The sequence below is a fragment of the Sorangium sp. KYC3313 genome (assembly GCF_052075895.1).
Lineage (GTDB): Bacteria > Myxococcota_A > Polyangia > Polyangiales > Polyangiaceae > Sorangium > Sorangium cellulosum_B.
Window position 1 is genome coordinate 6,968,531 of record NZ_CP197255.1, and the last position, 25,767, is coordinate 6,994,297.

Annotated in this window: 15 protein-coding genes; 3 read left to right on the top strand and 12 right to left on the bottom strand. The window is 73.1% G+C overall.

Annotated elements, in window-relative coordinates; genetic code table 11:
• Positions 1-145: 145 nt before the first annotated feature.
• Positions 146-1,099 (top strand): hypothetical protein, encoded by a 954-nt coding sequence (locus ACSRUE_RS27085; RefSeq protein WP_441286108.1) that lies wholly within the window; start codon positions 146-148, stop codon positions 1,097-1,099.
• A gap of 34 nt (positions 1,100-1,133) precedes the next feature.
• Here the strand turns inward: ACSRUE_RS27085 and ACSRUE_RS27090 are convergent, their stop codons facing one another.
• Entirely contained in the window at positions 1,134-2,327 is a 1,194-nt protein-coding gene (locus ACSRUE_RS27090) for a tetratricopeptide repeat protein (protein WP_441286109.1), read from the bottom strand.
• A complete protein-coding gene (gene hisC / locus ACSRUE_RS27095) occupies positions 2,318-3,409 on the bottom strand; it encodes a histidinol-phosphate transaminase (protein ID WP_441286110.1) in 1,092 nt (363 codons plus the stop codon). The genes ACSRUE_RS27090 and hisC overlap by 10 nt, the downstream gene beginning before the upstream one ends.
• Before the next feature lie 96 nt (positions 3,410-3,505).
• Between hisC and ACSRUE_RS27100 the strand changes: the two genes are divergently transcribed.
• Positions 3,506-4,435: a hypothetical protein gene (locus ACSRUE_RS27100; protein WP_441286111.1), complete on the top strand. Its 930-nt coding sequence runs from the start codon at positions 3,506-3,508 to the stop codon at positions 4,433-4,435.
• Positions 4,436-4,450: 15 nt separating this feature from the next.
• On the opposite strand, the gene ACSRUE_RS27105 is transcribed toward ACSRUE_RS27100, so the two are convergent.
• Positions 4,451-8,602: a PAAR-like domain-containing protein gene (locus ACSRUE_RS27105; RefSeq protein WP_441286112.1), complete on the bottom strand. Its 4,152-nt coding sequence runs from the start codon at positions 8,600-8,602 to the stop codon at positions 4,451-4,453.
• Positions 8,603-8,837: 235 nt separating this feature from the next.
• On the opposite strand from ACSRUE_RS27105, the gene ACSRUE_RS27110 reads away from it, so the two are divergent.
• Entirely contained in the window at positions 8,838-9,926 is a 1,089-nt protein-coding gene (locus tag ACSRUE_RS27110; protein ID WP_441286113.1) for a hypothetical protein, read from the top strand.
• Here the strand turns inward: ACSRUE_RS27110 and ACSRUE_RS27115 are convergent, their stop codons facing one another.
• The 9 genes from ACSRUE_RS27115 to ACSRUE_RS27155 form a co-directional block, all read right to left on the bottom strand.
• Positions 9,927-14,207 carry a PAAR-like domain-containing protein gene (locus ACSRUE_RS27115; RefSeq protein WP_441286114.1) on the bottom strand — a complete coding sequence of 1,427 codons (4,281 nt, stop codon included), beginning with the start codon at positions 14,205-14,207 and terminating at the stop codon, positions 9,927-9,929.
• A gap of 138 nt (positions 14,208-14,345) precedes the next feature.
• Complete coding sequence (locus ACSRUE_RS27120; RefSeq protein WP_441286115.1) at positions 14,346-15,110, bottom strand: phosphoenolpyruvate--protein phosphotransferase; 765 nt, start codon at positions 15,108-15,110, stop codon at positions 14,346-14,348.
• 287 nt (positions 15,111-15,397) lie between these two features.
• Positions 15,398-17,437 (bottom strand): hypothetical protein, encoded by a 2,040-nt coding sequence (locus ACSRUE_RS27125; RefSeq protein WP_441286116.1) that lies wholly within the window; start codon positions 17,435-17,437, stop codon positions 15,398-15,400.
• The gene (locus ACSRUE_RS27130; RefSeq protein ID WP_441286117.1) at positions 17,434-20,052 is read right to left on the bottom strand and encodes an RHS repeat-associated core domain-containing protein; all 2,619 of its coding nucleotides are present in this window, start codon (positions 20,050-20,052) and stop codon (positions 17,434-17,436) included. Before ACSRUE_RS27130 ends, ACSRUE_RS27125 begins: the two co-directional genes overlap by 4 nt.
• Positions 20,053-20,190: 138 nt before the next feature.
• Positions 20,191-21,111, bottom strand: coding sequence for a hypothetical protein (locus tag ACSRUE_RS27135; protein WP_441293136.1), 921 nt, complete (start codon positions 21,109-21,111; stop codon positions 20,191-20,193).
• A gap of 495 nt (positions 21,112-21,606) precedes the next feature.
• A complete protein-coding gene (locus tag ACSRUE_RS27140) occupies positions 21,607-22,608 on the bottom strand; it encodes a hypothetical protein (RefSeq protein WP_441286118.1) in 1,002 nt (333 codons plus the stop codon).
• Positions 22,605-23,612: a diphosphomevalonate decarboxylase gene (gene mvaD / locus ACSRUE_RS27145; protein WP_441286119.1), complete on the bottom strand. Its 1,008-nt coding sequence runs from the start codon at positions 23,610-23,612 to the stop codon at positions 22,605-22,607. Before mvaD ends, ACSRUE_RS27140 begins: the two co-directional genes overlap by 4 nt.
• Positions 23,609-24,643: a mevalonate kinase gene (mvk, locus tag ACSRUE_RS27150; RefSeq protein ID WP_441286120.1), complete on the bottom strand. Its 1,035-nt coding sequence runs from the start codon at positions 24,641-24,643 to the stop codon at positions 23,609-23,611. Before mvk ends, mvaD begins: the two co-directional genes overlap by 4 nt.
• Positions 24,640-25,752: a polyprenyl synthetase family protein gene (locus tag ACSRUE_RS27155; protein ID WP_441286121.1), complete on the bottom strand. Its 1,113-nt coding sequence runs from the start codon at positions 25,750-25,752 to the stop codon at positions 24,640-24,642. Before ACSRUE_RS27155 ends, mvk begins: the two co-directional genes overlap by 4 nt.
• Positions 25,753-25,767 lie beyond the last annotated feature (15 nt).

A 25,767-nucleotide genomic window follows, 5' to 3' on the forward strand; every position in this document is an offset into this window, starting at 1 on the left:
CGTATGGCAACGGGGTACCGGCGGTCGTGGCGCTCGGGCTTCGTTCGGTAGCGAAACCACGGTGCTGCGCGGGGCGCGCGAGTTGCTAGAGTCGGCGCCGATGCGAACCGGCGAGAAGCTGCAGAGAAGTGCGGGGGATGGAAGGATGCGAGCGGCGTGCGTCGCGCTGCTCGGAGCGCTCGGGTGTCAGGGAGGGAACGCGAGCAGCGGCGCGACCGCGGGGAGCGCGACACCGGCGGGGAGCGCGGCGCCGGTGGCCGCAGGGGCCGCGGCGGGGAGCGCGAGCGCTGCGCCGGCGGCCGCGGGGAGCGCGAGCGCCGGCGCTGTGGGGAGCGCGCAGGCCGGGGCGGGTGAGGCGCACGAGATCTCGCTGACCTCCGAGGACGTCGCGAAGGTGATGAACCCGAAGCGACAGGCGCCGTACAGCGGGCCCACGGGGACGCTGCGAGGACGCGTCACCATCAAGGGCGACCCGCCGCCCGATACAGGGCTCAGCTTTCCGATCGGCAAGTGCGGCGAGGCCGCCGCGACCTACGGGCGGCTGTTCCGCGTGGGACAGCAGAACGGGGTCGCCGACGCGCTCGTCACCGTCGTCAACTACAGCGGCTACGTGCCGGAGCGCGAGGAGGCGGAGAAGGTGACCATCCACGGGTGCGCGTTCTCGAAGCGGACCGTGGTCATGTCCTATGGTCAGCGGCTCGAGGTCGCGAACCTCGATCCCCTGGAGCCGTACATGCCGAACCTCGAGGGCGCCCCGTTCATGGCGGTCCTCGTCGCCGTGCCCCAGGGCGACCCGGTGAAGTTCTACCCGCCGCAGCCAGGCTACTACCACCTCGTGGACAAGCTGCCGAAGCCGTTCCTCAAGGCCGAGGTCTTCGTGCTCAAGTTCGCGACGCACGACGTGACCGGGCTCGACGGCAAGTACGAGATCAAGGGCATCCCCGTGGGCAAGGTGCTCACCGCCGCCCTGCTGCCGGCGATCGATCAGGACGTGAAGCGGGAGATCGAGATCAAGGAGGGCGAGAACACGCTCGATTTCGAGCTCAACTTCGACCTCAAGAAGTACAGTGAGAAGCCGCACACCAAGCGCGCGCCTTGAGCTACACGGCGGGGGCTCGCGCTCCCCGTGTCGCTCAACGCGCGCCGCCCGCGAGCTCCCGGTGGACGCGCTGCTCGACCTCCTGGGACAGCGTATCCGGGGCGCCGAGCGCGGGCGGCAGCGACGGGCCGAGCCAGGTGAGCGCGGCGTCGCGGCCGACGCGACGGAAGAGCAGCTCGGCAAAGAGGAGGCGGGCGAGCCGCGAGGGGGCCACGGTGGGGCCGCCCGCCGCCGCGGACAGGTCGAGGGCGTCGCAGGCCCGGGTCAGCGCGTCGAGATCGCCGCTCAGATCGGCCGCCACCGCGAGCGCCACGAGCGCCGAGGCGCTCGCCGGATCGGCCGCCGAGACGAGCTCGGCCTGCTCGCGGGCCTCGCCGATGCGGCCCAGCGCGGCCGCGCGCACCGCGACCTCGGCGGGCGTCAGATCCGCGTCGCGCGCCAGGCGGCGGGCGCGGCGCAGCTGGCCCAGCACGAGCGCCTCGTCGACCTCGGCCAGCTGCCCCCGTGACGGCATCCGCCGCCCCGGGACGGCTGCCCCCGGCGCAGCCAGCTCCCTCAGGCGCCGCGCAGCCTGCTCGGCCACCGCGCGATCGCCCGCCTCGACGGCCGCCGCGCGCAGCGCGCGCCACGCCTCCGTCGACCAGGGGCGCCGCACGACGAGCGCCCGCAAGGCGAGGCGCGCGTCGTCCGTGCGGCCCAGCCGCCGCAGGATCTCGGCCCGGAGCAGGGCGCCGTCGTCACGATCCGGATCGAGCAGGATCGCCCGATCGATCCGCCCGAGCGCCGCCTCGAGCCGCCCCGCCGCGAGATCGCAGCGCGCCTGCTCGCGGTAGGCCGGCTCGTAGTCGGGCTCGATCGCGCGGGCGCGCTCGAAGGCGGCCCCCGCGGCCTCCCCGCGCCCGAGCCGGCAGCGCACGCTCCCGATACGCGTCCAGATGTCCGCGCTGTCGGGGTCTCCGTCCTCCGCCAGCTCGTACGCCTCCAGCGCCGTCGCGAGATCGCCGCGCGCCTCGGCCTCGGCGCCGATCGCATACAGCGCATAGGCGTGCGCCGCGATGGTACGACCCTCGATGATCTGGCCATCGATCGAGCGCGCGACCCGGGGCGCGGCGCAGCCGGCAATGGACGTCAACGCCGTCAACGCCGTCAACGCCGCGATCTCCGCGAACGTCGCGAGGACCACGCGCGGCGCGCGCCGCGCGGCGGAGGGCGGCACGGCTACGCGCACGCGGCGATCTCGGCGAGGAGGCGATCGTTCTCCTCCGGCAGGCCGACGGTGATGCGGAGCCGGTGCGCGAGGCGCCCGCCCGCCGCGTGGAAGCTGCGCACGAGGACGCCGCGCGCCGCGAGCGCCTCGAAGACCTCGCCGGCAGGGCGGCGCGTGCCGATCCAGAGGAAATTGGCGTGGCTCGGCGCGACCGAGAGGCCGAGCTCGGCGAGCCCGGCCGCGACGCGCCCGCGCTCGGCCGTCACGGCGGCGGCGGCGCGGCGGAGCTCGCCGCCGAGCTCCCGCAGGGCGAAGGCGGCCGCGCGCTGCGACGGAGTGGGCAGGTTGTAGGGCTGGCGGACCTTGTCGAGCTCGGCCACGAGCTCCCGGGCGCCGATGAGCCAGCCGATCCGCAGCGACGCGAGGCCGATCTTCGAGAGCGTCCGCAGCACGGCGACGTTCGGGTGCTTGCGCAGGAGGGCGAGCTGGTCGCGCGGGGCAAAGTCGATGTACGCCTCGTCGACGATCACGAGGGCGTCCCTCGCCGCGGCGACGACCGCCTCGAGGCGGTCCTCCGACATGAGCGCGCCCGTCGGGTTGTTCGGCGAGGCGATGAAGACGACGTTGGGGCGCGCGAAATCGACGGCGCGGGCGAGGCCCGCCACGTCGAGATCCCAGCCGGCGTCGAGCGGGACCTCGACGACGCGCATCCCGCGCGCGCGCGCGCTCAGCTTGTACATGACGAAGGTGGGGCTGACCGTGACGACGCTCGCCGCGTCCGCGCCCTGCCGCGGGCGGCTGAGCGCGGTGAGCACGATCGAGATCACCTCGTCGGAGCCGACGCCGGCCACGATCTCGTCGGGCTCGGCGCCGCAGTGGGCGGCGATGGCCTCGCGGAGATCGAGGGCGCGCGCGTCGGGATAGCGTCCCCAGTCCTCGGGCGCCGCGGCGCGCGCGAGGGCCGCCCGCGCCTCGGCCGAGAGCAGCGGCGGGCTCTCGTTGGCGTCGAGGCGCACAGGGAAGTGCCCCGCGACCGGGGTGTAGGCGTGGAGCTCGGCGAGCTCCGGACGAAGCAGCGCAGGGAGGAAATCGGGCAGCGGCATGGCTCGGTCCATGGTCGTCGCGGGCGCGGCGATGAGGGAGGAGGAGGGCGGTATACTATCCGCCTCCTTCCAGGACCAGAGGACCTCATGCCCACGATGAGCCGCGCGACCGTGCTCGTGCCGTCGCTATCGTCCCCCATCGTTCCAGACCTGAACCTGATCTTTTCGCCAGACTTTCCCCTCGAGGAGCGAGCGGGAGAGGTGTTCACCGTACCCCGCGCCACCGGGTCGCCGTGGTCGGTCGCGCGCGTCGGCCCCGCAGAAGAAGCGCTCCGGGACATCGAGCAGGAGATCGCGCGTCGGTTCGGCCCCGTCCCCGAGGGCACTCTGCCGGAGAGCGCGCCCGGGGACGCCCTCGGGGCGTACGCGTTCTCGTTCGTGCGCCCGTCGTTCGCAGCGCCCTTCGCCAGCCAGCTTGAGGCCATCCGCTTCGGCGAGCACGTCGTGCCTGTCTTCGGGCTCTGGAAGGATGTCGACGATGTGACGAGGTCGAGGGCCGCGGCGCAGCTCCTGGTGCATCGTCACCGCGGCCTCGATGACTTCGTGATCGAGCTCGACGCCAAGGACGATGAGCGGGTCGTTGTCGCGCGATGCCCGCGCCCTGAGACGCTCGGGGGCGCTGTCGCGGAGGTCGTCGCGTCGGTGCGGAGGTCGCGGAGCTGGCTCCGGAGATGGTTCGGACAGAAGCCTTTCGATTGGAACTGTGCGCTGAGGATCCCCCCGCTCGATCTGTGCGCGATCCGTGTCCAGGAGGAGCTTATCGGCAAGCCGCTCGCGGACGGGGATGGCCGCCGGATCGGCGACGCCCGCCATGCCGTCCGCTTTCGCCTCGGCTGGGACGCGCTCCCGCCGATCGAGCCCGGGCCGATCACCCTCGGGCGCGGCGATATGTACGAGCGTTACTTCGTGTGCGACGGCCCGTTCCTCGTCGTCGTCCTGGGCGCGCCGCCGCAGGACGAGGTGCGGCTCGCCGCCTGGATCGCGGCACCGGAGGCGCTGGAGGGCGCGACCGCCGGCGCGCCCTGAGCGGCGGGCCGCCCGTCACTGCCCGAACGTGTACCAGCGCGGTTTGATGTCCTTGATCAGGTGTCCGCCGCCGCTGACGTGCAGGTTGCCCGGGGCGTTGCCAGACCCGAGGCCGGTGGGCATCCCGCTGACCAGGCCGGAGGCGCCCGCGTTGCCCATCGCCCCGGCGGAGGCCACGCCGGGGACGCCCTTCGCTGTCGCGCCGGAGGTGGTCGCGCCGGTCCGGTCCGCGACCGCCTGGGCGACGCTGCGGCCCATGAAGTTCGGCTTCGTCCCGCCGTTGCACGTGACGACGTCCACGCGCGCTCCGGGCATTTTCCCGTTGAACCCGGCGGCGTTCAGCTTGTCCGCGAGCTGGGCCCCGGAGATGCTCTTCCCCGCCCACTCGACGCCGCCCGGCCAGCCGTGGGTGTCGACGACGACATCGGTCTCCCCCTTGAGGCTGCCAGGCACGACCTGGTTCGGCTTGAGGATCGTCGCGCCCGGGTACTTCGCCGCGTACTGCGAATAGTAGGCGTTGTGGAGCTTGGGATCGTTCGAGGCCGTGATGATCGTGAGCAGCCCGAGCGGGTCGATGAAGAGCGTCGGGTTCGGGACGAAGCCGATCTCCTGCAGCGAGCCCGAGAGGCCGATGGGATCCGGCGTGATGAACACGCGCAGGTCGGGCGCGTAGTAGCGGTACCGGTTGTAGTGGAGGCCGGTGAGCTCGTCGGCGCGCTGACCGGCGAAGCGGAGCGCGCCCGGCTCGCCGCGCTCGTGGGCGACCTCGCCCCAGGTGGTGAGATCGAGCTCGGTGATCTCGCCGGCCGCGTCGAGGGTGAGCCACGGCGTCCCCGCGGCGTCGGTCGCCACGAGGCGGAAGCCCGCGCCGCCCTGCGACTCGAGCAGCGGCATGTGGCCTGACGCGTCGAAGACACGGCGCGTGACCTGCCCGCCCGAGGCGCGCTCCTCGACGATGCTGTCGCCGTCCCAGCCGAACCACGTGCTCCCCTGACCGACGATCTCGGCCACGCGGCGGCCGAGCGCGTCGTAGATGTACTGGACCTTCAGCCCGTCGCCGCGCACGGCCTCGGTCAGCCGATCGCTCTCGTCGAAGGCGTACCGCCACGTGCGCCGCGGATCGGGCGCGTCCCGGCCCGAGAGCCGGCCGAGCCGGTCCCAGGTCAGGACCTGATCGCCCGCCGCGCGCGGCCGCCCGCCGGCGCCGACCGACGCTTCACCCCGCGCGATCGCCGTGCCGTGCGGCGAGTAGGAGAACGCCTCCGTCGCGCCGAGCCCGCGGACGTCCACGGGCCGCCCGTGCGCGTCGAGCTCGTAGCGGCGCTCGCCGCGCTCGCTGTCGATCACGGCGGCCAGCGCCCCGACCGGGTGCCAGCGGTAGGCGCGGGAGCGGACGACGTCGCCCGACGCGCCCTCCACCTGGATCTCCACCGGGAAGCCCTCGGCGTTGCGCCGGGTCAGGATGGCGCCGGCGCCGCCGTCGCGCCGGCGGGCGCGCTCGCCGTCCTGCTCGTCGCGCTCGAAGACGAAGCGCTCGGCGGCGTCCGGATGGCCGACGCCCATCGCGGCGACCCGCCCGTACGCGTCGTGCTCCAGCGCCACGCGCCAGCCGGACGAGTACCGGCGCGCCACGAGCTGGCCGCCCTCGTCGTAGTCGTAGCTCGTGACGAACGTGAAGCCGCCGCACGTCTGGGTGTCCCGCAGGATCGCGCCGCGCTCGTCGTACGCGAGCTCCGTCGTGCAGGCGCCGTTCGTCGCGCGCGCGACGCGCCCCAGGGCGTCGTACTCGAAGCGCTCGACGAGGCCCGACGAGTACTCTCGCGCGACGACGTTGCCCGCGCCGTCGCGCGAGAGCCGCACGATCGACTCGTCGGGGCGGAGGATCGACACGAGCCGGTCCGCGCCGTCGTACTCGTAGCGGTACTGGAGCCCGGTGAACGTCGTCTCGCGGACGAGGTTGCCGGACGCGTCGTACTCGAACGAGCGCCGCTCGCCCGCGGCGTTCTGCATCCAGCTCAGCCGGAGGAGCGCGTCGTAGCCCATGGTCCAGCGCGAGCCGTCCGGCAGCACCTGCTCGACGAGCGCGCTGGCCACGTAGCGGTAGTGCGCGCGGCCGCCGCCGGGGTACGAGGTCGCCGTGCGCAGCCCGAGCCCGTCGAAGGCGTGCTCGGTGCGCTGCCCGCTCGGCCCCACGGCGCTGACGATGTTGCCCGAGGAGTCGTATTCGAGCGACGTCACCGCGCCGCCGGGCGACTCGATGCGCACGGGCATGCCCAGGAGATCGTACACGTAGGTCCACACGCGCTCTCCCTGGGCGTAGCGGACGAGGTTGCCGTGCGCGTCGTACTCGAGCGTGTCGACGAGGCCGCTCGGGTACGTGATCTTCGTGTTCTTGCCGCGCGCGTCGTACTCGGCCGTCGTCTTGCCGCGCGCGTCCTCGATCTCGACGACGCGCCCCCGGCTGCGCCGCTCGGTGGAGCGGTGGCCGTTCGGGGCGATGGTGGTGACGCCCTGCTGCTCCTCGTCCGTCTGGTACCGGACCGTGCCGCCGCCGTCGCTGATGGAGATCAGCCGTCCGGCGAGATCGTGGCGGCGCCGCTGTGTGGTCCCGGCGCCGTCGGTGACGGCGATGAGGCGCCCGACCCCGTCGTACGTGAACAGCATGGCGTAGCCGCGCGGGTCGACGTAGCGCTCGACGAGGCCCAGCGCGTTGCCCTGGTAGCGATGCACGTGGCCGAGGGCGTCCGTCACCGTCGTCTGGTGAGGCTCGGGCCCGTACACGACGCGCGTGTGGAAGATGCCGCGGGGACCGCCGGCCACGTGCGCCTCGGGGGCGCCGAGCGCGGCGAGGAGGTCGCCGCCGGGCAGCTCGCCCCAGGTCTCCACGCAGCGCCGCTCGCCGCCCGCGTCCTGGTACACGAAATGGAAGACGACGCCGTCGGCCCGCGTCTCCGAGCGCAGGTAGTGCTCGTCGTCGTAGCTGAACCGGGTCTCCGCGCCGCCCACGTCGATGACCCGGACGAGGTCTCCGCGCCCGTCGAGCTCGTAGGTCACGAGGCGCCGGCGGTGCTCCTTGCCGCCCTCGTCCGCGACGGCGACGGACCAGATGCGCAGGTTCCCGTCGCGGGAGACCTCCGCGCGGCGGCCGACCGAGTCGGTGATCGCCACGACCTCGTCCTGCTCCCACGCGATCGTGGCCCTGTTGCCGAAGGCGTCGCGCAGCTCGGCGAGCGCGTACGCCCGCGGATCCGCGGTGGGCCGGAGGACCCGCACGAGGTCGTCGCCGAGGTCGACGACGATGGCGTCCCCGTCGAGGTGCACCTTCCGGCTGTGGGGGAGGAGCAGCGCTTCACCGGCCCCGGGCAGCCGCATCTCGGTGCGGCGCTGCTGGTCGTCGACGAGGACGAGGTGATCGCCGTTGCGCTCGGCGCGCCAGGCGAGGCTGTGCGACCAGCCCCACCCGAGGCCGCAGCGGTGGCGCACCGCCGAGGTGCTGTAGGTGCGGATCCACTGGACCCAGAGGAACCCGGTGAGCGTGAAGTCGGCCGCCGGGATCGTGAACAGCGTCCCGGTCACGACGTCGATGGGATGGCCCGCGGCCGCCTGGCCCTCGGCGCCCGGCGGCGCAGGCGGGCTCGGCGGCGCGGCGCCGCTGTTGCCCCCGCCGCCGCCTCCGCCGCCGTTGCCGCCGCCTTGAGGGCTGCCCCCGGGCGGACCCCCGGCGCCGCCGCCGCCGCCCCCTCCACCACCGCCGCCCCCGCCCGCGCCGCTCGCGCTGGCGCCGGCGCCGACGGTGATGCTCTTGTTCATCTGGCCCATGCTGCCGGTGATGCCGGCCATGCCGAGCTCGATGATGACGTTCGGCGCGCCGAGCCACGGGAAGCAAGGCCCGCCGGTGTTGAGGCTGACGACCTCCTTGAGCGTGCCAGGCTCGTTGCCGTGGCACGCCTTCATGCAGCCGCCGACGGTGAGGATCTTCGCGCCCTCGATCTTCGTGCGCATGCACGGGTCGATGATCCCCTCCGCGACGGTGCCCATGGTGGGGTAGGGGATGGGCAACGGGCTGGGCGCGGCCGGGGTCAGACACACGCTCACCGCCAACCCGGTCATCTGGTGACCGGATTTCTCGGTGATGGTGTCCATGTGGAGGGCGGTGACCTTACCCATGGTGACTGGATCGTCCCACGGTCCCGCGAGCGTGTGCAATCGCGGCAATCGCGAGCCCACCGTCCGGTAGCCCAGGAAAGCTACATGGCTCGAACGGCCTCGCCGGGGGGCGGCCGACGTGCGGGGGAGGGAGATGATCAGGCGGGAACGTCGGGCTCGTTCTTCTTCCTGGCGCTGGCGGCGTGGGCTCGCTCGGTGCGAGGCAGGCGTTCGCGATTAAACTCCCCTTGTCGCCATGCCGCCCACCGCCTTCACCGTCTGCCGCCACGACGCGCCGCACGCCCATGTGCGCGTCTGCCCTCACCTCGATGTCGAGCACCGGCCGGGCGTGAGCCTCGTGTGGACCGGCGTGAGCGCGATCGCGTGGCAGCGGCTCGCCTCGCTGGCAGGGGCTCCCCTCGAGATCGCGCCTGCCGGGACCGGTGAGCCGGCGGCGCCCCTCGCGCAGGCCATGCGCGAGAGCCTGATCGACGAGACCACCCTGGACCCGGCGTACTGGGCCGCCTGGGCTGGGCCGCTCGCCGAGAGCTCGGCCGAGGCGCTCCAGCGGGAGAGCTGCCGCCTCTTCGGCGTGGACTGGCCCCTGGGCGCGCCGTCCGGCGCGGACCCGGACAGGATCGCCCTGTGGAGCGGCTTCGCGATGCACCCGCGCTTCGATCCTCCGCTGGCCCGCGCTCCATTCCCTCGATCTCACCACGGCGTTCAGGTCCCCTGCTTCGGCGTGTGGTCGAGCCCGGACGAGCCCGAATCCGTCTGGCAGTCGCGGGCAACGCAGGCGCTCGTGCATTTCCCCCGCTATACGGACGCCGAGCTCGTGGGCCTCTCGGACGAGGAGATCGACGCCGCATACAACCAGTTCGTCGTCGAGCTCCGCGCCGCCGAGCCCGAGGTCAGGATCATTGTGGCCACGTTGCCCGCCGGATCGACGCTAGCGCGCACGATCAACCGCGCGCTCTCCCTTCTTCAGGAAGACGACGCGCATCCGCGCGCGCGCTTCTCTGCCGATGAGGGCCTGTTCATGCCGGTGATCGACATCGCGTGCGCCGCCCGCTCAAGCGAGCTCGCCGACTGCGTGTTCGAGAGTCCGTCCCTCGGGCGCGCTCGCCTGGGCCCTCTCGAGCAGGTCATCCGCTTTCGCCTCGACGATGGGGGCGCAAACGTACCGTCGCCGTCGCGTTCCTTCGGCCTGATGTCACCCCCGCGGCGCTTCAGCTGTGCCATGCCGTTCCTGGTCCTCGTCCTCGCCCGGCGCAGCAAGCTGCCTGTCTTCGCGGTGTGGGTCGAGAATGCCGAGGTCCTCGCGAGGGCGCCAGCGTCCCGGTGATCAGTCCTGGTGCGGCGGCGCGCCGGGGAAGCCGCCGCCGTGCGACCCGCGCCCGGTCGGCGCCGTGGGATCGCTCCACGAGCCTGCGTGCTGCGAGCTGGGCGTGCTGACCTGGCTCACCGTGGGCGTGCCACCGCGCGGACCTGTCGCGCGGTCCCAGTGCCCATCCGTGAGATCCACCGAGCCCGCAGCGCCCGGCGTCGGCGGGCAAACTCCGCAGTATTGCTGGTTGTAGGGGCGGACATAGGCGATCCCCGAGGGCCCCGAGGTCGGGCAGCCCGTAGCCTGGTTGACGCCCGCGATGACGCTCTGCCTCGGTCGCTCCGTGGGGGTCGTGGACGCGTTGCAGGCGACGACAACGACCTCCGAGCTTGGCTGTAGCCCTGCCTGGTTCAGCGCCTCGCCGAGCTGGCGGCCGGTCGACCAGTTGCGCTGCCCGTTCTGGAACGTGACCTGGCCGCCGCGGGTCGAGCCGTGCGTGACGACCTCCACGTGCGCCTCGCCTTCGAGCGAGATGCCGCCCGGGTTGTGCGGACCGCGCAGCTCGTCGGCGCGCACCACCCGCTGTCCGGTGGCCGCCCCGCGTTCCTGCGCGGCGCGGAGCGTCTCGCCACGCCCCTGCGCGTCGGGATGATCGTCGTTGGCCGTGTAGCCGATGATGACGATGAGCCCCAGCGGGTCGATGTACTCGGTCGCGTTGGGGACGAAGCCGATATCGTGCACCGAGCCGGCCTGTCCGAGCGGGTCCGGCGTAAGAAAGGTCCCGAGCTCCGGCGAGTAATACCGGTGCCGGTTGTACCGGAGGCCGGTGTCCACGTCGGCGCGCTGGCCCGCGAACCGGAGCAGCCCGATCCGCCCCTCGACCCTCACCTCGTTGCCCAGGGGGTCGAGATCGAGCGACGCGACGGCGCCGTCCGCGCTCAGGTAGAGCCAGGGCGTCGAGGCTGCGTCGGTCGCCACGAGCCGCCAGCCGGCCTCGTCCGCGAGCTCGGCGAGAGGTGTATATCCGTCCTCCCGGAAGACCCGGCGCACCGCATGCCCCGCGCTGGGCCGCTCCTCGACCATCGAGTCGCCATCCCATCCGAACCAGGTGCTCGTCCCGTCGCTGCGCAGGAGCGCAAGGCGCCGCCCGAAAGCATCATAAACGAAGCGGACCACGAAGCCGTCGTGCCGCTGCACCTCGATCAGCCGGTTCTCGCCGTCGTAGGCGTACGTCCACGAGCTCGCCGGCGAGTCGCCGAGGCGCTGCGCGAGCCGTCCGCTGGTGTCCCACAGGAAGCGCGCCGAGCCGGCCGCGCGCTTGCGGCCGCCGCGGCCGATGGAGGCCGTGCCCTCGTTGCCCGCGACCGGCGTCCCTTGGGCCGCATACTCGTATCTCTCCTCGACCCCGAGGCCGCTCGCGCGGCGGACACGACCGATCGCATCGAGCGTGTAGCTGCGGCGACCATGGGCGCTGTCCACGACGGTCGCGATGCCCGGCTGGGGCGCCCACTCGAACGCGCGCTCGCGAATCGACGTGCCGCCCTCGCCGAGCGCGCGGATGCGCACCGGCCTTCCGAGGCGGTCGCGGGTGGTCGCGACCCCGGTCCGCCGATCGAAGCGCCGCACGATCTCCTCGGGCCCATGCTCGAAGGTCAGCGCCTCCTCGATGGATCCGTCGACGCCGTGCACGGTGAGCTGCTCGATGACACCGCCTTTACCCCGGCGGCGCGAGACGTACCAACCGGTCGAGTAGCGGGTCCCGACCTCGTGGCCGAGAGAATCGAACTCGTGCTGCACCGAGAAGGACCACCCGCCGCACCGCTGCGTCTCGCGCACGACGCGACCGGTCTGGTCGCGGACGAGCTCGACGCTCGCGATCCCGTCGAGGGCGCGCGTGACGAAGCCGCGGACATCGCGCTCAAGGACGACGCTCGTCCCGTCGTGGTGCTCCCGCCGAACGACCTGCCCCGCGGCGTCGAGCACGAGGCGCAGCGCGCGCCCGTCTGCCCCCGTCCTTGCGGTGCACCGACCGAGGAGGTCGTATTCGTAGTGATGCTCATGTCCGGCGAAGGTCCGCTCGCGCACGAGCTGGCCCGCCACATCGTACTCGAACAGGTGGCGCTCTCCGGCGGCGTTCTCGATCCACACGGGGCGCAGCATCGCGTCGTAACCCCATCTGAGCCGGGATCCATCCGCGAAGGCGCGCTCCACGAGCGCATCTCCCACGAAGCGCGATCTCGTGATCCCGCCTCCCGGGTGCCGCTCGGCGACGACCCGCCGGCGCGCGTCAAACTGGCGCTCAGCACGGCGCCCGTGGGGCCCCGCGACCTCGACGATATCGCCCCGGGAGTCGTACGAGAGCTCATACACCGCGCCCGTAGGTGTCTCGAGGCGCACGGGGAGGCCGAGGAGATCCCACGTGTAGCGCCATGTCTCGCCGCGCACGCCGATCCGCTCGATCAGGTTCGCGTGGGCATCGTAGCGCGCCTCTTCCGTCCCTCCCGGCCCGGTGGTCCGTACGGCGCGCCCGCAGGCGTTGTACTCACACCGCGTTGCGGCGCCTGACGGATCGGTGCGCTGCACCAGCCGGCCAGCGCCGTCGTGCTCCATCTTCCAGACCGCGCCGGCCGGGTCGGTCAACTCGACCGCATTGCCCTGCGGGTCCCGGCGAAAGCGCAGCCTGCGACCGAGGACATCGGTCGCCGTGAGCGGTCTGCCCATGGCGTCGTGACGCGTGTGGTCGACGTAGCCCATGGCATCCTGCACAGTGGCGAGATGGCCGTTCGCGTCGTACGACAGGCGGGTCGCGCGGCCGAGCGGATCGACATACCGCTCGACCAGCCCGAGCGCGTTGCCGTGATAGCGGTGGACGCCGCCCGTAGCGTCGGTGACGGTCGACTCGAACGGGCTCGGTCCGTAGGCGATCTGCACGTGGAAGAGGCCCTTCGCCGCGGAGGCGCCGCGGTCGCCGAGCTCCGCGAGGATGTCGCGGCCGGGCAGCTCGCCCCACGTCTCGACGCAGCGGCGCTTGCGGTCGGGGCCGTCCTCGTAGCGGAAGTGGTAGACCATGCCGTCGGGCAGCCGCTCCTCGATGAGGAAATGCTCTTCGTCATAGCGGTACTCGACGGCAACGCCGCCTGAGTCCACGACCTTGACCAGGTCTCCTCGCGCGTCGATCTCGTACGCGACCCCGAGCCGGCGGTGCTGCGCGCCGTTCTCATCGGTCATCAGGATCCGCCACAGGATCACGTTGCCCGCCTGCTCGCGCTCGATCCGCCGCCCCACGGAGTCCGTGAGCGCGACGAGCTCGCCGCCCTCCCACGAGAGCTCGATCTCGTTGCCGGAGCGGTCACGGACGGCGTGCAGGCGGTACCGCCCCTGCGATTCACGCTGCAGCACGCGCTCCACCCCGTCCCGCGTCGCGAGCACGAGCTCTGCGCCCCTCCGCTCAAGGCTTCGGCCGAACGGCGCATAGGCGATCTCGCCGTCGTTGACGGGTGGAAAGTGGAGGGGACTCCCCTCGCTGTCGAAGACCGTGACGATGGACTCGCTGACCTCGGCGGTCCAGCCGAACGAATGGGTCCATCCCCAGCCGAGCCCCGAGCGGCGGCGAACAGCGGACGTGCGGTATTGGCGCACCCACTGCAGCGGGAGCGGCCCCCCGAGCTCGAAGTCGACGCAGGGCACCGTGAACATCGCGCCGGTGATCACGTCGACCGGGTGGCCAGCCTTTCCTTGTCCCTCGGCGCCCGGCGGCGCAGGCGGGCTCGGCGGCGCGGCGCCGCTGTTGCTCCCGCCGCCGCCCCCGCCGCCGTTGCCGCCGCCTTGCGGGCTGCCCCCGGGCGGGCCCCCGGCGCCGCCGCCGCCGCCCCCTCCACCACCGCCGCCCCCGCCCGCGCCGCTCGCGCTGGCGCCGGCGCCGACGGTGATGCTCTTGTTCATCTGGCCCATGCTGCCGGTGATGCCGGCCATGCCGAGCTCGATGATGACGTTCGGCGCGCCGAGCCACGGGAAGCAAGGCCCGCCGGTGTTGAGGCTGACGACCTCCTTGAGCGTGCCAGGCTCGTTGCCGTGGCACGCCTTCATGCAGCCGCCGACGGTGAGGATCTTCGCGCCCTCGATCTTCGTGCGCATGCACGGGTCGATGATCCCCTCCGCGACGGTGCCCATGGTGGGGTAGGGGATGGGCAACGGGCTGGGCGCGGCCGGGGTCAGACACACGCTCACCGCCAACCCGGTCATCTGGTGACCGGATTTCTCGGTGATGGTGTCCATGTGGAGGGCGGTGACCTTACCCATGGTGACTGGATCGTCCCACGGTCCCGCGAGCGTGTGCAATCGCGGCAATCGCGAGCCCACCGTCCGGTAGCCCGCGAAAGCTACATGGCTCGGACGGCGTCGCCGGGAGCGCGGCTGACGTGCGGGGGAGGGAGATGATCAGGCGGGAACGTCGGGCTCGTGCTTCTTCCTGGCGCTCGCGGCGCGGGCTCGCTCGGCGCGCCGCTCCTCTTCCGCCGCGTCCTCGTAAGGCGACAGGAGGCGGTCGCGGAGGAGCGCGTGCGCCTCATCCTTGTCGTCGTCGTACTCGGCGTGGACCTGGACCAGGAGCGTGCCGTAGGCCTCGTGCCACGCCTCCACCGCCTTGATCGCCGGGTCCGCGCTCTTCGCCTCGGTGACGCCGAGCTTCTGGCCGTAGAGCGCGGTCCAGCGCCGGAGGCGATCGACCTCGGCCGCGAGCCCGAGGCGCTCCACCGCCGCCTTCACGTCCTTGCCGTCGAGCGCCTTGATCATCGCGCTCATGCGCACCCACTGCTGGGAGTACACGAGCTTGACGAAGCCCGTACCCGACGACAGCACCTCCGACCGCACCAGCGCGGCGTCGGCACGGCGCGCAGCCTCGTCATTGCTCAGTGGCACGATGTCGTCGTGGTCGAACGAGCGCTCGATGCCGTCGAGCTGGGCGCCGAAGGCGGAGATGCACCGGTCGGCGCCGCGATCGATCTCCGTCATGGTGGCGTCGGAGCTCCCGAGCGCCTCGACGGCCTCGGTGCGCGCGATGACGGACTGGACCGCAGCGTCGACCTTGGGAGTGAGCTTGATCTTCTTCGATTTCAGCGCCTCTCGGTGAGAAGCGAGCCTTGTACCTGCGACGATGCACCCGCTCGGCGTGAGCCGGCGGGCGAGAAACGCGGCTTTTCCCATGATGGCGGGGGTATCACGGTCGCGCGGGCGCGGAAGAGGCGAGCAGAATTTCGGCGATGGGAGGCAGCTTTGCGACGTGGGCGTCGGCGACGCGGCGGCGGCGATCGGGAGCGCGTCGGCGACGCGGCGGCGGTGACCCGGCGGGCGTCGGCGACGCGGCGCGGGTCTCCCGGCGGGCGTCGGCGACGCGGCGCGGGTCTCCCGGCGGGCGTCGGCGACGCGGCGCGGGTCCCCGGCGGGCGCGTCGCCGACGCGGGCATCACACGGGGCCTGGTCCCGAGGCGCCGCTACGGCAACCAGCGGCCCACCTCTGCGATCGCGGAGGCAGCGCCGACGATCGCCGCCGAGCCGCCCAGCCTGCGCAGCAGCGGCGCGAAATCCGTGAGCCCGCCCCAGCCGATCAAGAGGTTCTCGAAATCTTTCTGCCACCGGTTCCCCAGCACATCGCAGAGCACGCATGAGGCGTCGTCCAGCGCCATCCACGGCGCACATGCGAGCACGGATCGCAGCGTGTCGTCGTCCCCATGCTGCCAGTAGGCGTCCATGACCTCGGCCACGGCTCGTTCGCGGAGCGCTTCGGGCAGGTGCGGCACGATCGCCGCGAAGGCGGTCACGCGGAGGACACCGTCCGTGCTGCCAGCCAGACGCAACGCTTCTTCCGGCTCAAGCCCCGCGCACGCGGCGGCAGCCTCATGATAAGGGCCGGAGAGAAGAGACCCGAACTTGTCGGGAGCGGCGTCGCGCAGTTGGCGCGTGAGCGCCGGATCGGTCGCTGTCGGGATACCGGAGAACGAGGGGATTGGACACGGCACGAGCTCGCCGGCCTCGCCGAGCGCAGCCCGCGCCTCGTCCGCCCACGCCTCCACCGCCTCACGTTCGGCCCCGGCCAGGGTACCTGCCAGCGTGACGAGCGCCACCGCCCGCGCGCGCGCCGCGGCGGTCGGCTTCGCGAGATCCACGCTCGGCTCCTTGTAGGGGTGGGCGCGATCGTCACGCGGCCCGTGCCGGCTTCCCTCCTTGGCGAACAGCGCACCCTCGACGACGGCGCACCGGGTGATGGCGTTCAACGCCGCCGCTCGCTCCGGCTCGGTGGACGCGTTGAACAGCACCTCTTCTGCCGTCGCGCGCGCGCGGCGCGCGTCCGTGACGAACCCCACGAGCCCTCCCGGTCTGTCCATCCACGCGGCGAGCCACGCCGGTGAGACCAGCTCCATGAAGGCGGACAGCGCAGGCGCTCGCCGCGTCATGTGGGCTCCCAGATATTCGACGAGGTAAGCTGGCCAGGCGAGAGGAGCACGCTCGGCAGTGCCGGCAGCGCGCAGGCTGGCCAGACCCCGAGCGACGATGCCGTCTTCGAGCGACGCGATGTCTGCCGATGCAGACCAGCGCGCGCGCGTCGCGTCGTCGCGGAAGCGGTAGGTCCCGTCGTCCGCATGGACCACGAGAGCACGCGCCGGACGCGGCGCGCGGTGGAGCGCCTCGAGCGACGCGCTGGAAAGCCCGAACGCCGCGATCAAGGCATCCTTCGATATCGGCGCCAGCGCCGTCGCCAGGGCGTCGAGGCATCGTTCCGCCGCGCGCCCTTCGTCCCCGCTCCCGGCCAGGGTGTCTCGCGCCTGCTGCACCACCTCTTCTGCGGCGGTGGCCTCCCCTGGTAGGTGCAGCACCGCGGAGGTCTCCTCCGTCCATTCGAGATGCTGACGCCAGTCCGAGCTCCGCGCCGAAGGACCTTCCACGCCCACGGACACGAGGAACCGCACCCTGAAACCGGCTTCGTCCAGAAACGGTACCCCCTTCTCAGGCTCCCAGTCCGCCGCGCGCTCGAGGCCGTCGACGATTACGAGCAACACAGGATCTTCCATCTCCAGATCCCACCGCAATGCTCCGGCGATCGACCACCGGAGCTCATTAGGGCTGCGTGGTCGAGAGAATGCCGCTGACCACGAGCTTCGAAATAAACCGAGCAGCACCTTGAGAGCCTCGCGTTCCACCGCGGTTCCGAAGCACGAGCTCACCGGGAGAAAGATCACCTCTGCTCTATCGCGTGCCGCCATAGAGAGGGCCCAGCGCGCGAGCACCTCGGTGCGCCTCTTCTGATCTGCGCCGACGACGAGTGCACAGCTCGGCCCTTCCGCGAACCACCCGTCGAGCGCCGTGAGGAGATCGGCATCTTGCTCGGAAGCGGACCGGGCCAGGACATCTTCATGGAGGCATCGCCAGAACTCGGCCAGGCCAGCGTGCGACCGCGCGTACCCACCGTCCGGGCCACGCAGTCGATCCACAGCACCTCTAGGAGGCTTTGGGCCGTCAATCATTCGATCGCTCATCGTCGTCTCTTTCGTGCCTGCTGCAGTACCCCCTTGGAGACAGGGGTGTAGGTCGTTTCGCCGTCCCAAGGTTTGATTTTCTCGGACTTCCTCGGCGCATGTCCTATGATACCCTTCTCGATCCCCATGTCGTTGAACATCTGCTTGCACGCTGGACAGGGATTGGCGCCGTAGCGGATGCCCTGCCTGTAGTCGTCCCTGGTCCCTTCATAGGTCTCGATGGTGTACCCCTCCTCGTTGAACAGCTTCGCGATGTCCTCCTTCTTCGTTTCGGGCCCCATCTTGTGAGCGAGGCTCGTGAGCGCCGTAATTTCTGCGCATGAAGTCCGTTCGCTCGTCGCCCCACGGTGGGGTGTAACACCGCTGCCGCCGACGCCGCCGCCCGGAATCTCCTGGTTGTGCCCTTCGGCAACGACGTTGCCCCGCGCGTCCTTGATGACGGAGTACATCAGCCCGTCGGGGTCGACGGCGGACGTGGGGCAGTTGGCGGCGTAGGCGAACGGGTTGAGGCCGCCCTCGATGCCGATGGGGTCGGGGCTGATGTACCGGCCCAGCTTGGGGTCGTAGTAGCGATGGCGGTTGTAGAACAACCCGGTCTCCTCGTCGGCAGCCTGGCCGCGGAAGCGGATGGGCGTGCTCGTCGAGGCACCGTCGGCCACGGCGGCCGCGCCCCACGGGGAACGCAGGAGCTCGCAGCCGATCCGGCCGTCCGGCCCCACGAGCGCCTCCGGGGTGCCGGCGTCGTCGTTCACGTAGTGCCACCACGGCGACACCGTGCGTACGCCGCCCTCCGTGCGCGCGTCGCGGTGCGCGAAGGGGATCGTCGAGCCTTGCTCGAAGACGTAGGTGCGCTCCTCGACGACGGGCGCGCCGCCGGCCGCTGCGCTGTGCTTGATCTCGTGGACCAGCGCGCCGCCGTCCCACACGAAGCGCGTCGCCTCGAGGAGCGTGCGCCTGCCGTCCGCCTCGCGCCGCCACAGCCGCTTCGCCACCCGGCGAGCGAAGGGGTCGTACTCGAACGAGACCACCGTCCCATCCGGCCGCTCCACGGCGTCGAGCCGGCCGGCGGCAGACCAGCGGTAGCGCGTCACCGCCTCTTCCCCTGAGGAGCGGCGCTCGCGTTGCGCGACGAGGCGCCCTTCCGCGTCCCAGACGTAGCGCTCGGCGCCGCAGCGCTCGATCCGGTCTCCCGGCCCGTACAGGCGCCCCGGCGCGCCGGACGTGACGTCGTGTACGTTGCCTGTCTCGTCGTACCTGAACGAGGCCTCCTCTCGGCCCTCCCGCAAGACACGCGCGAGCTGGCCGATCGGATCGTACGAGAACTGCGTGGTGCCACGCCGCTGGTCCCAGCGCATCGCGAGGAGCCCGTCGCTCGTGTAACGGAACGTCTCCGCGCGGACGGTGGCGGGCGGCACCGGGCCGACCCAGGCGGGCTGTCCTGGTCCGACCGCGGGCGCCGCCGCGCGCGCGATCACCCTGCGCTCCGACAATCGCCCCAGCGCGTCGTACGCGGCCTCGATCCTCGCCCCGCCCGGGAGCACACGCGTGACCTCGCGGCCGAGGACGTCGTTCTGGGACACCGAGGCGACCTCGCCGTCGAGCGCGAGCTGCACCTGTCCGCGCGCGAAATCGTGGGTCCAGTGCGCCGCGTGCCCGAGCGACGTGCGGCGTCCGGCGACCTCGCCCGTGAGGCGGTAGTCGATCCGCGCGTCGGCGCGCTCGCCCGCGACGTGCTGCTCTTCACGCACGATCCAGCCGTTCGGGTTGCGCTGGAACACGAACAGCCCGGCAGGGCACGCCGCGGCCACGATGTCTCCGTTTTCGTCGTGCTCGAACGACTCCTCCGTCCCGTCGGCGAACACCCGCCGCACGAGCCGCCCGGCGGCGTCGCGCTCGTACTCCGTGCGCTCGCCCAGGCCGTTCCTCGACCACACGACGCGGCCCATCGCGTCGTGACCGTAGCGTGTGACGCGCCCGTCGAACGTGTGCTCCTCCACGACGAGCCCCGCCGGATTTCGCGTGAAGCGGTAGATCTCGCCGCGGGCGTTCTTGACGTAGGAGAGCCACCCTTCGCGGTTGTAGCGGACCTCCACGATCTCGCCGTTCGGCTTCTCGATGCGCGAGAGCTTGTGGAAGCCGCCATAGAACAGGCGCGTGGTGCGACCCTCGGCATCCGTGATCGCGACGAGGTTGCCGGCGCCGTCATGGGCATACCGCTGGATCGTTCCGTCGGGCGAGAGCACGGAGAGCAGGCGGCCGGCGTTCGAGTACGTGAACGCCGTCCTCCCCCCGCGCGCGTCGAGGATCTCGACGCACCGGCCCCACGCGTCGTACCTGGCCTGCGTGCGTGCCCCGAGCTCGTCGACGCGCTCGATCACGTTGCCGTGCGCGTCCCGCGCGAAGACGATGGTCCTGCCGTCGGGCCACTCCGCCCGGACAGGCTGCCCTCGCGCGTCGAAGCGCACGATGCACGTTGCGCCGAGCGGGTCGGTCCAGCTCAGCTCGTCGCCCGCGCGGCGCACGCGCGTCGAGGCGCCGTCCGGCCCGATCACCTCGAGGATCTCACCCGCCAGATCGCGGCGGATCGTCGTCACGCGCCCGAGCGGATCGACCACCCTCGTCTCACGCCCGAACAGGTCGCGCTCCCAGGTGGTGGTTGCGCCGAGCGCGTCCGTGAACGAGGTGAGCGCAGCGCGCGCGCTCCCCCGTGTCGCCGAGCGATCGCGCCCGCCAGCGCCGCCGAGCCGCGCCCCTCAACGCGCGACGAGGCGCATCGGAGGGCGGCTGTGCTGGATGTGCTCGGTCTCGAGCTCCTCGAGCTCGAACGCCCTGTCCATGTCCATGTCGAGCTCAGCGAGCTCGCGCTGCGTGCTCTCGCCGTTGTCGAGATCGTCGAGCTCGCGCATGAACCGGTCGATCTCCACGCACGTCGCCGGCGAATCCACGGGCGTCATCGACTGCTCGTGCATGAGCTGGATGAGCTCCAGGATGGTGGCGAGCTTCTGCGACACGACCTCCAGCCCGTCGCGGGTCTGGCTCCAGCACTCGGCGCGCCGGTAGGCGATCGAGAGGCGCCGCTCGGACAGCCCGCGGGTCCGCCCCGCGGACGTGCTCCGGACCGCCTCGAGCGAGCGGATCGTGTCCATGAGCTCGCCGTGGTTCGTCATCGCGAGCGACTCCTGGCCGGCCTTGTGCGCGATCGCGAGGCGGATGTAGCTCATGATGAGGCGGCTCAGGCCGAAGCCGTCGTCGAGCAGGGGCGGGATCGATCCGCCGCGGCGCCGGATGTTCTCGCGGGTGCGATCGATCAGCCGGTCGAGCCGCGCGAGCTCCTGCTGGTGCCGGATGTCCATCTGCCGGATCAACGTCTCGCGCGCCCTCGACCAGGCCGCCCGATCCACCTCGTCGAGCTGCGCGTCGATGCTGCGCCGGAAGACGCCGCGCCAGGGGACGACGCACAGGATCACGAGCTCCGCGCCGAGCCCGAGCAGCAGGAGCAGCGGGCTCCAGCCGATGAAGCTCAGGAGGAGCGCGCTCCCCACGACGAGCAGGTTGTACGGGTGGACCAGCACCCGCCCCAGGTACGTGCTCGCGGTGCGCCTCCGCAGCGGTGCGACCTGGACGCCGAACGCTGCCAGCATCGCCCTCGACTCGGCCATGCTGGCGCCAAGCACATCCTCCAATCGGCAAAGCTCTCGATCGCACGTCGTCATGGAGCCCCCCTCCTCACCTGGTCCTCTGGTCCTCGTGCCACCTCACCCCGTTCACCACCCCCCGCGGCCGAGCCGCGACCGACGGCCGGCGGTCCGGCGCGCCTGCGCGCGCCCCCGCGCCGATCCGTCAGCGCGCTGTGAACGCAGGTCACGCCCGCCGAGCCCGCGCCGGCAGCCTCCTGCCCGCGGAGCCCGCCTCGGAGGACCGGGCGCCCACCGCGCTCATCGGCCGTCCAGGCGGTATCACCATGAAAACTCAAGCTTTCACGGCGGCGTTGCAGCATCGCCGGCTCCACGAAGTCCATGCTTTCCCTGCTGTTCGCGTCCCGAAGGCCTCATGAAGGACCGCGGTGCGTCGCCCGAGCGCAGCGCCGCGGTCGATCCGGGAGCGAGCAGAGCGGGCTCCGTGCCAAGCGCTCCGGCACCGCGCGGCGCACGATCGGCGAGGGGACGCGCTCAGGCGGGGAGCGGAGAGGCTGCGTCCAGCACGTGGACGCCGGGGGCGCCGAGCGACATCGGCACGCGCTCGAGGCCGGCTTCACGCGCCGCGGCAAGCCATGCCGTCGAGGGCGGCGCGCCGCCGACGAAGAGGGAGACGTCGCCTCCGCCCGCGCCGCTCGGCGCGATCGCTGCGCCTTCAGCGGCCGCGGCGGGGCGGAGGCGCCTGAGCGCGGGGGTGACGATCGGCGCGCCCGAACGGTCGCCGAGCTCGGCGAGCGCGTCGACCTGGCGATCCAGCGCGGCCACGAGCGCGCGGGCGTCCGCGGCACAGGCCGCGGCGCGCGCCCCCTCGGCGGCCGCGCCGAGCAGCGCGCGGTGCGCCTCCGGCTCGCGGGCCGCGAGCGCGCGCACGCGCTCGAGCATGGCGCTCGTGCGCGCCGAGGCGTCGCTGGCGAAGACCTCGATCACGAGCCCGCCCGGCAGGGCGTGCGGCGCCACGTCGAGCTCGCCGCCCGGCCCGAGCCGGCAGCAGAGCACGCCGCCGTAGACGCTCGCCGCGACGTCCACGCCGCTGCCGCCGCCCTGCGCGCGCCGGTGCGCCGCGAGCGCGTCGAGGAAGAGCGCGCGGGGGTCCCACGCGGGCGCGCGCCGGACGCGCTGGACGCCGCGCGCCGCCCGCGCCTCCGAGGCCGCCGCGGCGCGCGCGGCGAGCGTCGCGACGAGGATGGCGGCGCTCGATCCGAGGCCCAGCTTGCGGCTCGCCTCGCGGGGCGGCGCGCCCGGCGAGGCCGGAGGCGGCTCCGGCGCCGCCGAGCGGAGCGCGGACGCGTCGAACCACGCCGCCGCGTCGAGCGCGCCCGCGTCGAGCGCGGCCTGGACCTCCTCGGTGACGAGCGCGGCGGGCCGCGCCGGGTCGGCGAGGACGTACCGATCGACGGCGGCCACCAGCGCGGGCGCGCCCTCGAGCACGGCGTACGCGCCCGAGAGGACCAGCTTGCCAGGCGCCCGGACGATCACGCGCCCCCGGACGAGGGCGCGAGGCGGGCGCCGCCGCCGGGGACGGCCGTGATGGTGCGGAGGACGCCGGGGACGGCGAGCAGCGCCGCGCCCACGGCGGCCTGCGCCTCGGGCGTCGTGAAGACCTTCACGTGCGGGCCGGCGTCGATGGTGAAGAACGCCGGCGTCCCCTGGGCGCGGAGCCTGCGCACCGCGGCGATCACCTCGACGGTGGCGCCGGTCCAGTAGAGCAGGCCCGGCGAGGCGGCGATGCTCGAGGCGTGCATGCAGAGGGCGCTCGCCTCGGCCGCGGCGCCGAGCGCGGCGAGGTCGCGGGCGAGGACCGCGGCGCGGACCGCGTCGAAGAGCGCCGGCGCGGCGCCCACCCACGCGGGGAAGTACGGGCTCGTCATCGCGGTGTGCCGCATGCCGTCGCTGGAGCCCACGTCCTTCGGGCCCTCGCGCGTCACCGCGATCACGACCGCGAGCGGCCAGTGCTCCTCGGGCGCGAGCGGCGTCGCGGCGAGCGCGTCGTCCCCGGGGCGGCCGGCGCGGAGCTCGACGAAGCCGCCGAACGCGGAGCGCGCGGCCGAGACCGAGGTCTTCCTCGCGAGATCGCTCACCAGCGCGGGCGCGGTGGGTAGGCCCGCGGCGGCGCTCGCGGCGAGCGCGAGCGCGGCGAACGCCGACGCGCTCGAGGCGAGGCCCGCCGCGGTGGGGAAGTCGTTCCGGCTGACCACGCGGGCGCGCTCGCGCAGCCCCGAGGCGGCGCGGACCCGGTCGAGGAGGCCGGCGACCCGGCGCGTCGCCTCCGCGTCCGGCGGCAAGGCCGCGCCGCCGAGGTGGAGCTCGTCGCGGTCGAGCGACGCGTCGAAGGCGACCTCGGTCGTCGTCGCCATCCCGGCGAGCGTCACCGAGAGGCTCGGGACGGCGGGCAGGTTGTGGCCATCGGCCCGCTTGCCCCAGTACTTCGCGAGGGCGATGTTCGGATGGGCGATCGCGGTCGCCCGGCTCACGACGCTCATGCTTGCTCCTGTGACTCCGTCCTCGTCACGCCCGCTTTTACCCGGGTGACGAAGCCGCTGTACCCCGCGTCGCGCCAGGCGGCGAGCACGCGGTCCGCGGCGCCGTTCGACGCCGCCGCCCCGCCGTCGCCCGGCGGAGGCGGCGGGAGCAGCGCGATGACCGAGCCGCCGCCGCCGGCGCCGGTGAGCTTGGCGCCGAGCGCGCCGGCCTCGCGCGCGAGCTTGCACAGGGCCTCGATCGCCTCGGTCGAGACGAACATGCCGGCGAGGAGCATCTGGTTCAGGTCCATCAGCCGGCCGAGCGCGACCGCGTCGCCCGCCTCGATCGCGAGGGCGGCGTTCTCGACGAGCGCGGTGATGCCCGCGATGGACGTCGCGGCCAGCGTGGGCTTGCGCTCGAAGAGCCTCGCCACGAGCTCGACCATGCTGCGCGTGGACGACGACACCCCGGTCGAGCCCACGCAGAGCCACAGGTCGTCGCGCGGGGCGACGGAGGTCGCCCCGCGCTCCCGGGTGAACCGGAAGCAGCCGCCGCGGACCGCGGCCGTCGTGTCGATGCCCGACGGGTTGCCGTGGAACACGCGCTCCCAGGCGGCGGCGGCGTCGGTCACGGCGGCGGCGTCGGCCGCGGTGTGCACGGCGGCCGCGCTTTCGGACGCGGTCCGCGCGGCGGCCGCGGGCGCGCGCGCGCGCGCGAGCGCGGCCACCGACCGGGCGATCGCGACCCCGAGCGCCGCCGAGCTGCCCAGGCCGCCGCCGGGCGGCAGATCGCTCTCCGCCTCGACGCGCACCGGGCCGACGTCGGGCAGCGCCCCGAGGAGCGCCGCGAACGCCCGCGCGACGTCCTCCTCGGCCGGCGCGGCGCGGAGCTCGCGCCCGCCGAGGAGGAGGGCGCTCGCGCCGGCGCAGCGGATCGCCCGCGCGCGGGCGCCGCGCTCGATGCCGGCGGCGAGCGCGGGCGCCCCGTACACGACGGCGTGCTCGCCGAGCAGGATGACCTTGCCGGACGCCTCGCCGAGCGCCTCGGTCACGCGCCGGTCCACCGGAGCACGCTCGCGGCCCCGCCCAGGATCTGCCGCGCCGGCGCGCTCACAGGCAGCGAGCCCGCCAGGACCTCGGCCTCGCCGCACAGGGCGGAGAGCCGCTCCTCGACCGCGCGCCGCGCGCCGCACGCCTCGAGCGCGAGCGTCGCGGCCGCCACGGCGTCGTCGCTCGCTTCCTTGTGGCCGAGCGCGCGCTCGACGGCGCTCCGGCCCGCGGCGTCGAGGCGCCCCTCGGCCGCGGCCAGCACGGCGGTGCGCTTGCCGGCGCGCAGGTCGTTGCCGACCGGCTTGCCGGTCGCGGCGGCGCTCCCGAAGGTGCCGAGGAGGTCGTCGCGCAGCTGGAAGGCGACGCCCACGGGCGCCGCGAACCGCTCGAGCGCCGCCACGGTCTCGGCCGGCGCGCCGGCCAGCGTGGCGCCGAGCGCGAGCGGGCCGCGCACCGTGTAGCTGCCGGTCTTGAGCGCGTGCATCTGCTCGACGTCCTCGGCCCGGCCGACCACGTCGAGGTGCTGCCCGATCACGACGTCCTCGTGCATCGCGCAGAACAGCCGGACGGCCGCGAGCGTCGTCGCCGGCGGCGCGTCCGCGCCCGCGAGCGCGCTCAGCGCGAAGCTCCAGGTGAGGTCGCCCGCGAGGATCGCGGACGACGCCCCGAGGTGCGGATCGCCGAGCGTCTCGGTCAGCGCGATGTGGACGGTGCGGTCTCCGCGCCGGACGGTGTCGCCGTCGATCCAGTCGTCCTGGATGAGCAGGTACGTCTGGAGCAGCTCGAGCGCGACGCCGGCGTCGATCGCGGGGTCGAGCGGCGCGTCCGGCGCGACGCCCTGGTAGGCGGCGACGAGCAGCCCCGCGCGGAACCGCTTGCCGCCGCGCAGGGTGAGGCTCCGCGCCTCGGAGACCATGGCCTCGACCTCGCGGCCGTAGCGCTGCACGCAGGCCGCCTTGTCGCGCCAGCGCCGATCGAGCGCGGCGTCGACGCGGGGGCGGATCGAGGAGAGAAAGTCGAGGAACAGCCGCGCGCCGGGATCCGCCGTCCCTTCGAGCGTCCGATCGCCGGCGCCGGGCGCGCTCTCTCCGTCCTTCGTGTGCGCTGTCATGGAATGCGCGGCAGC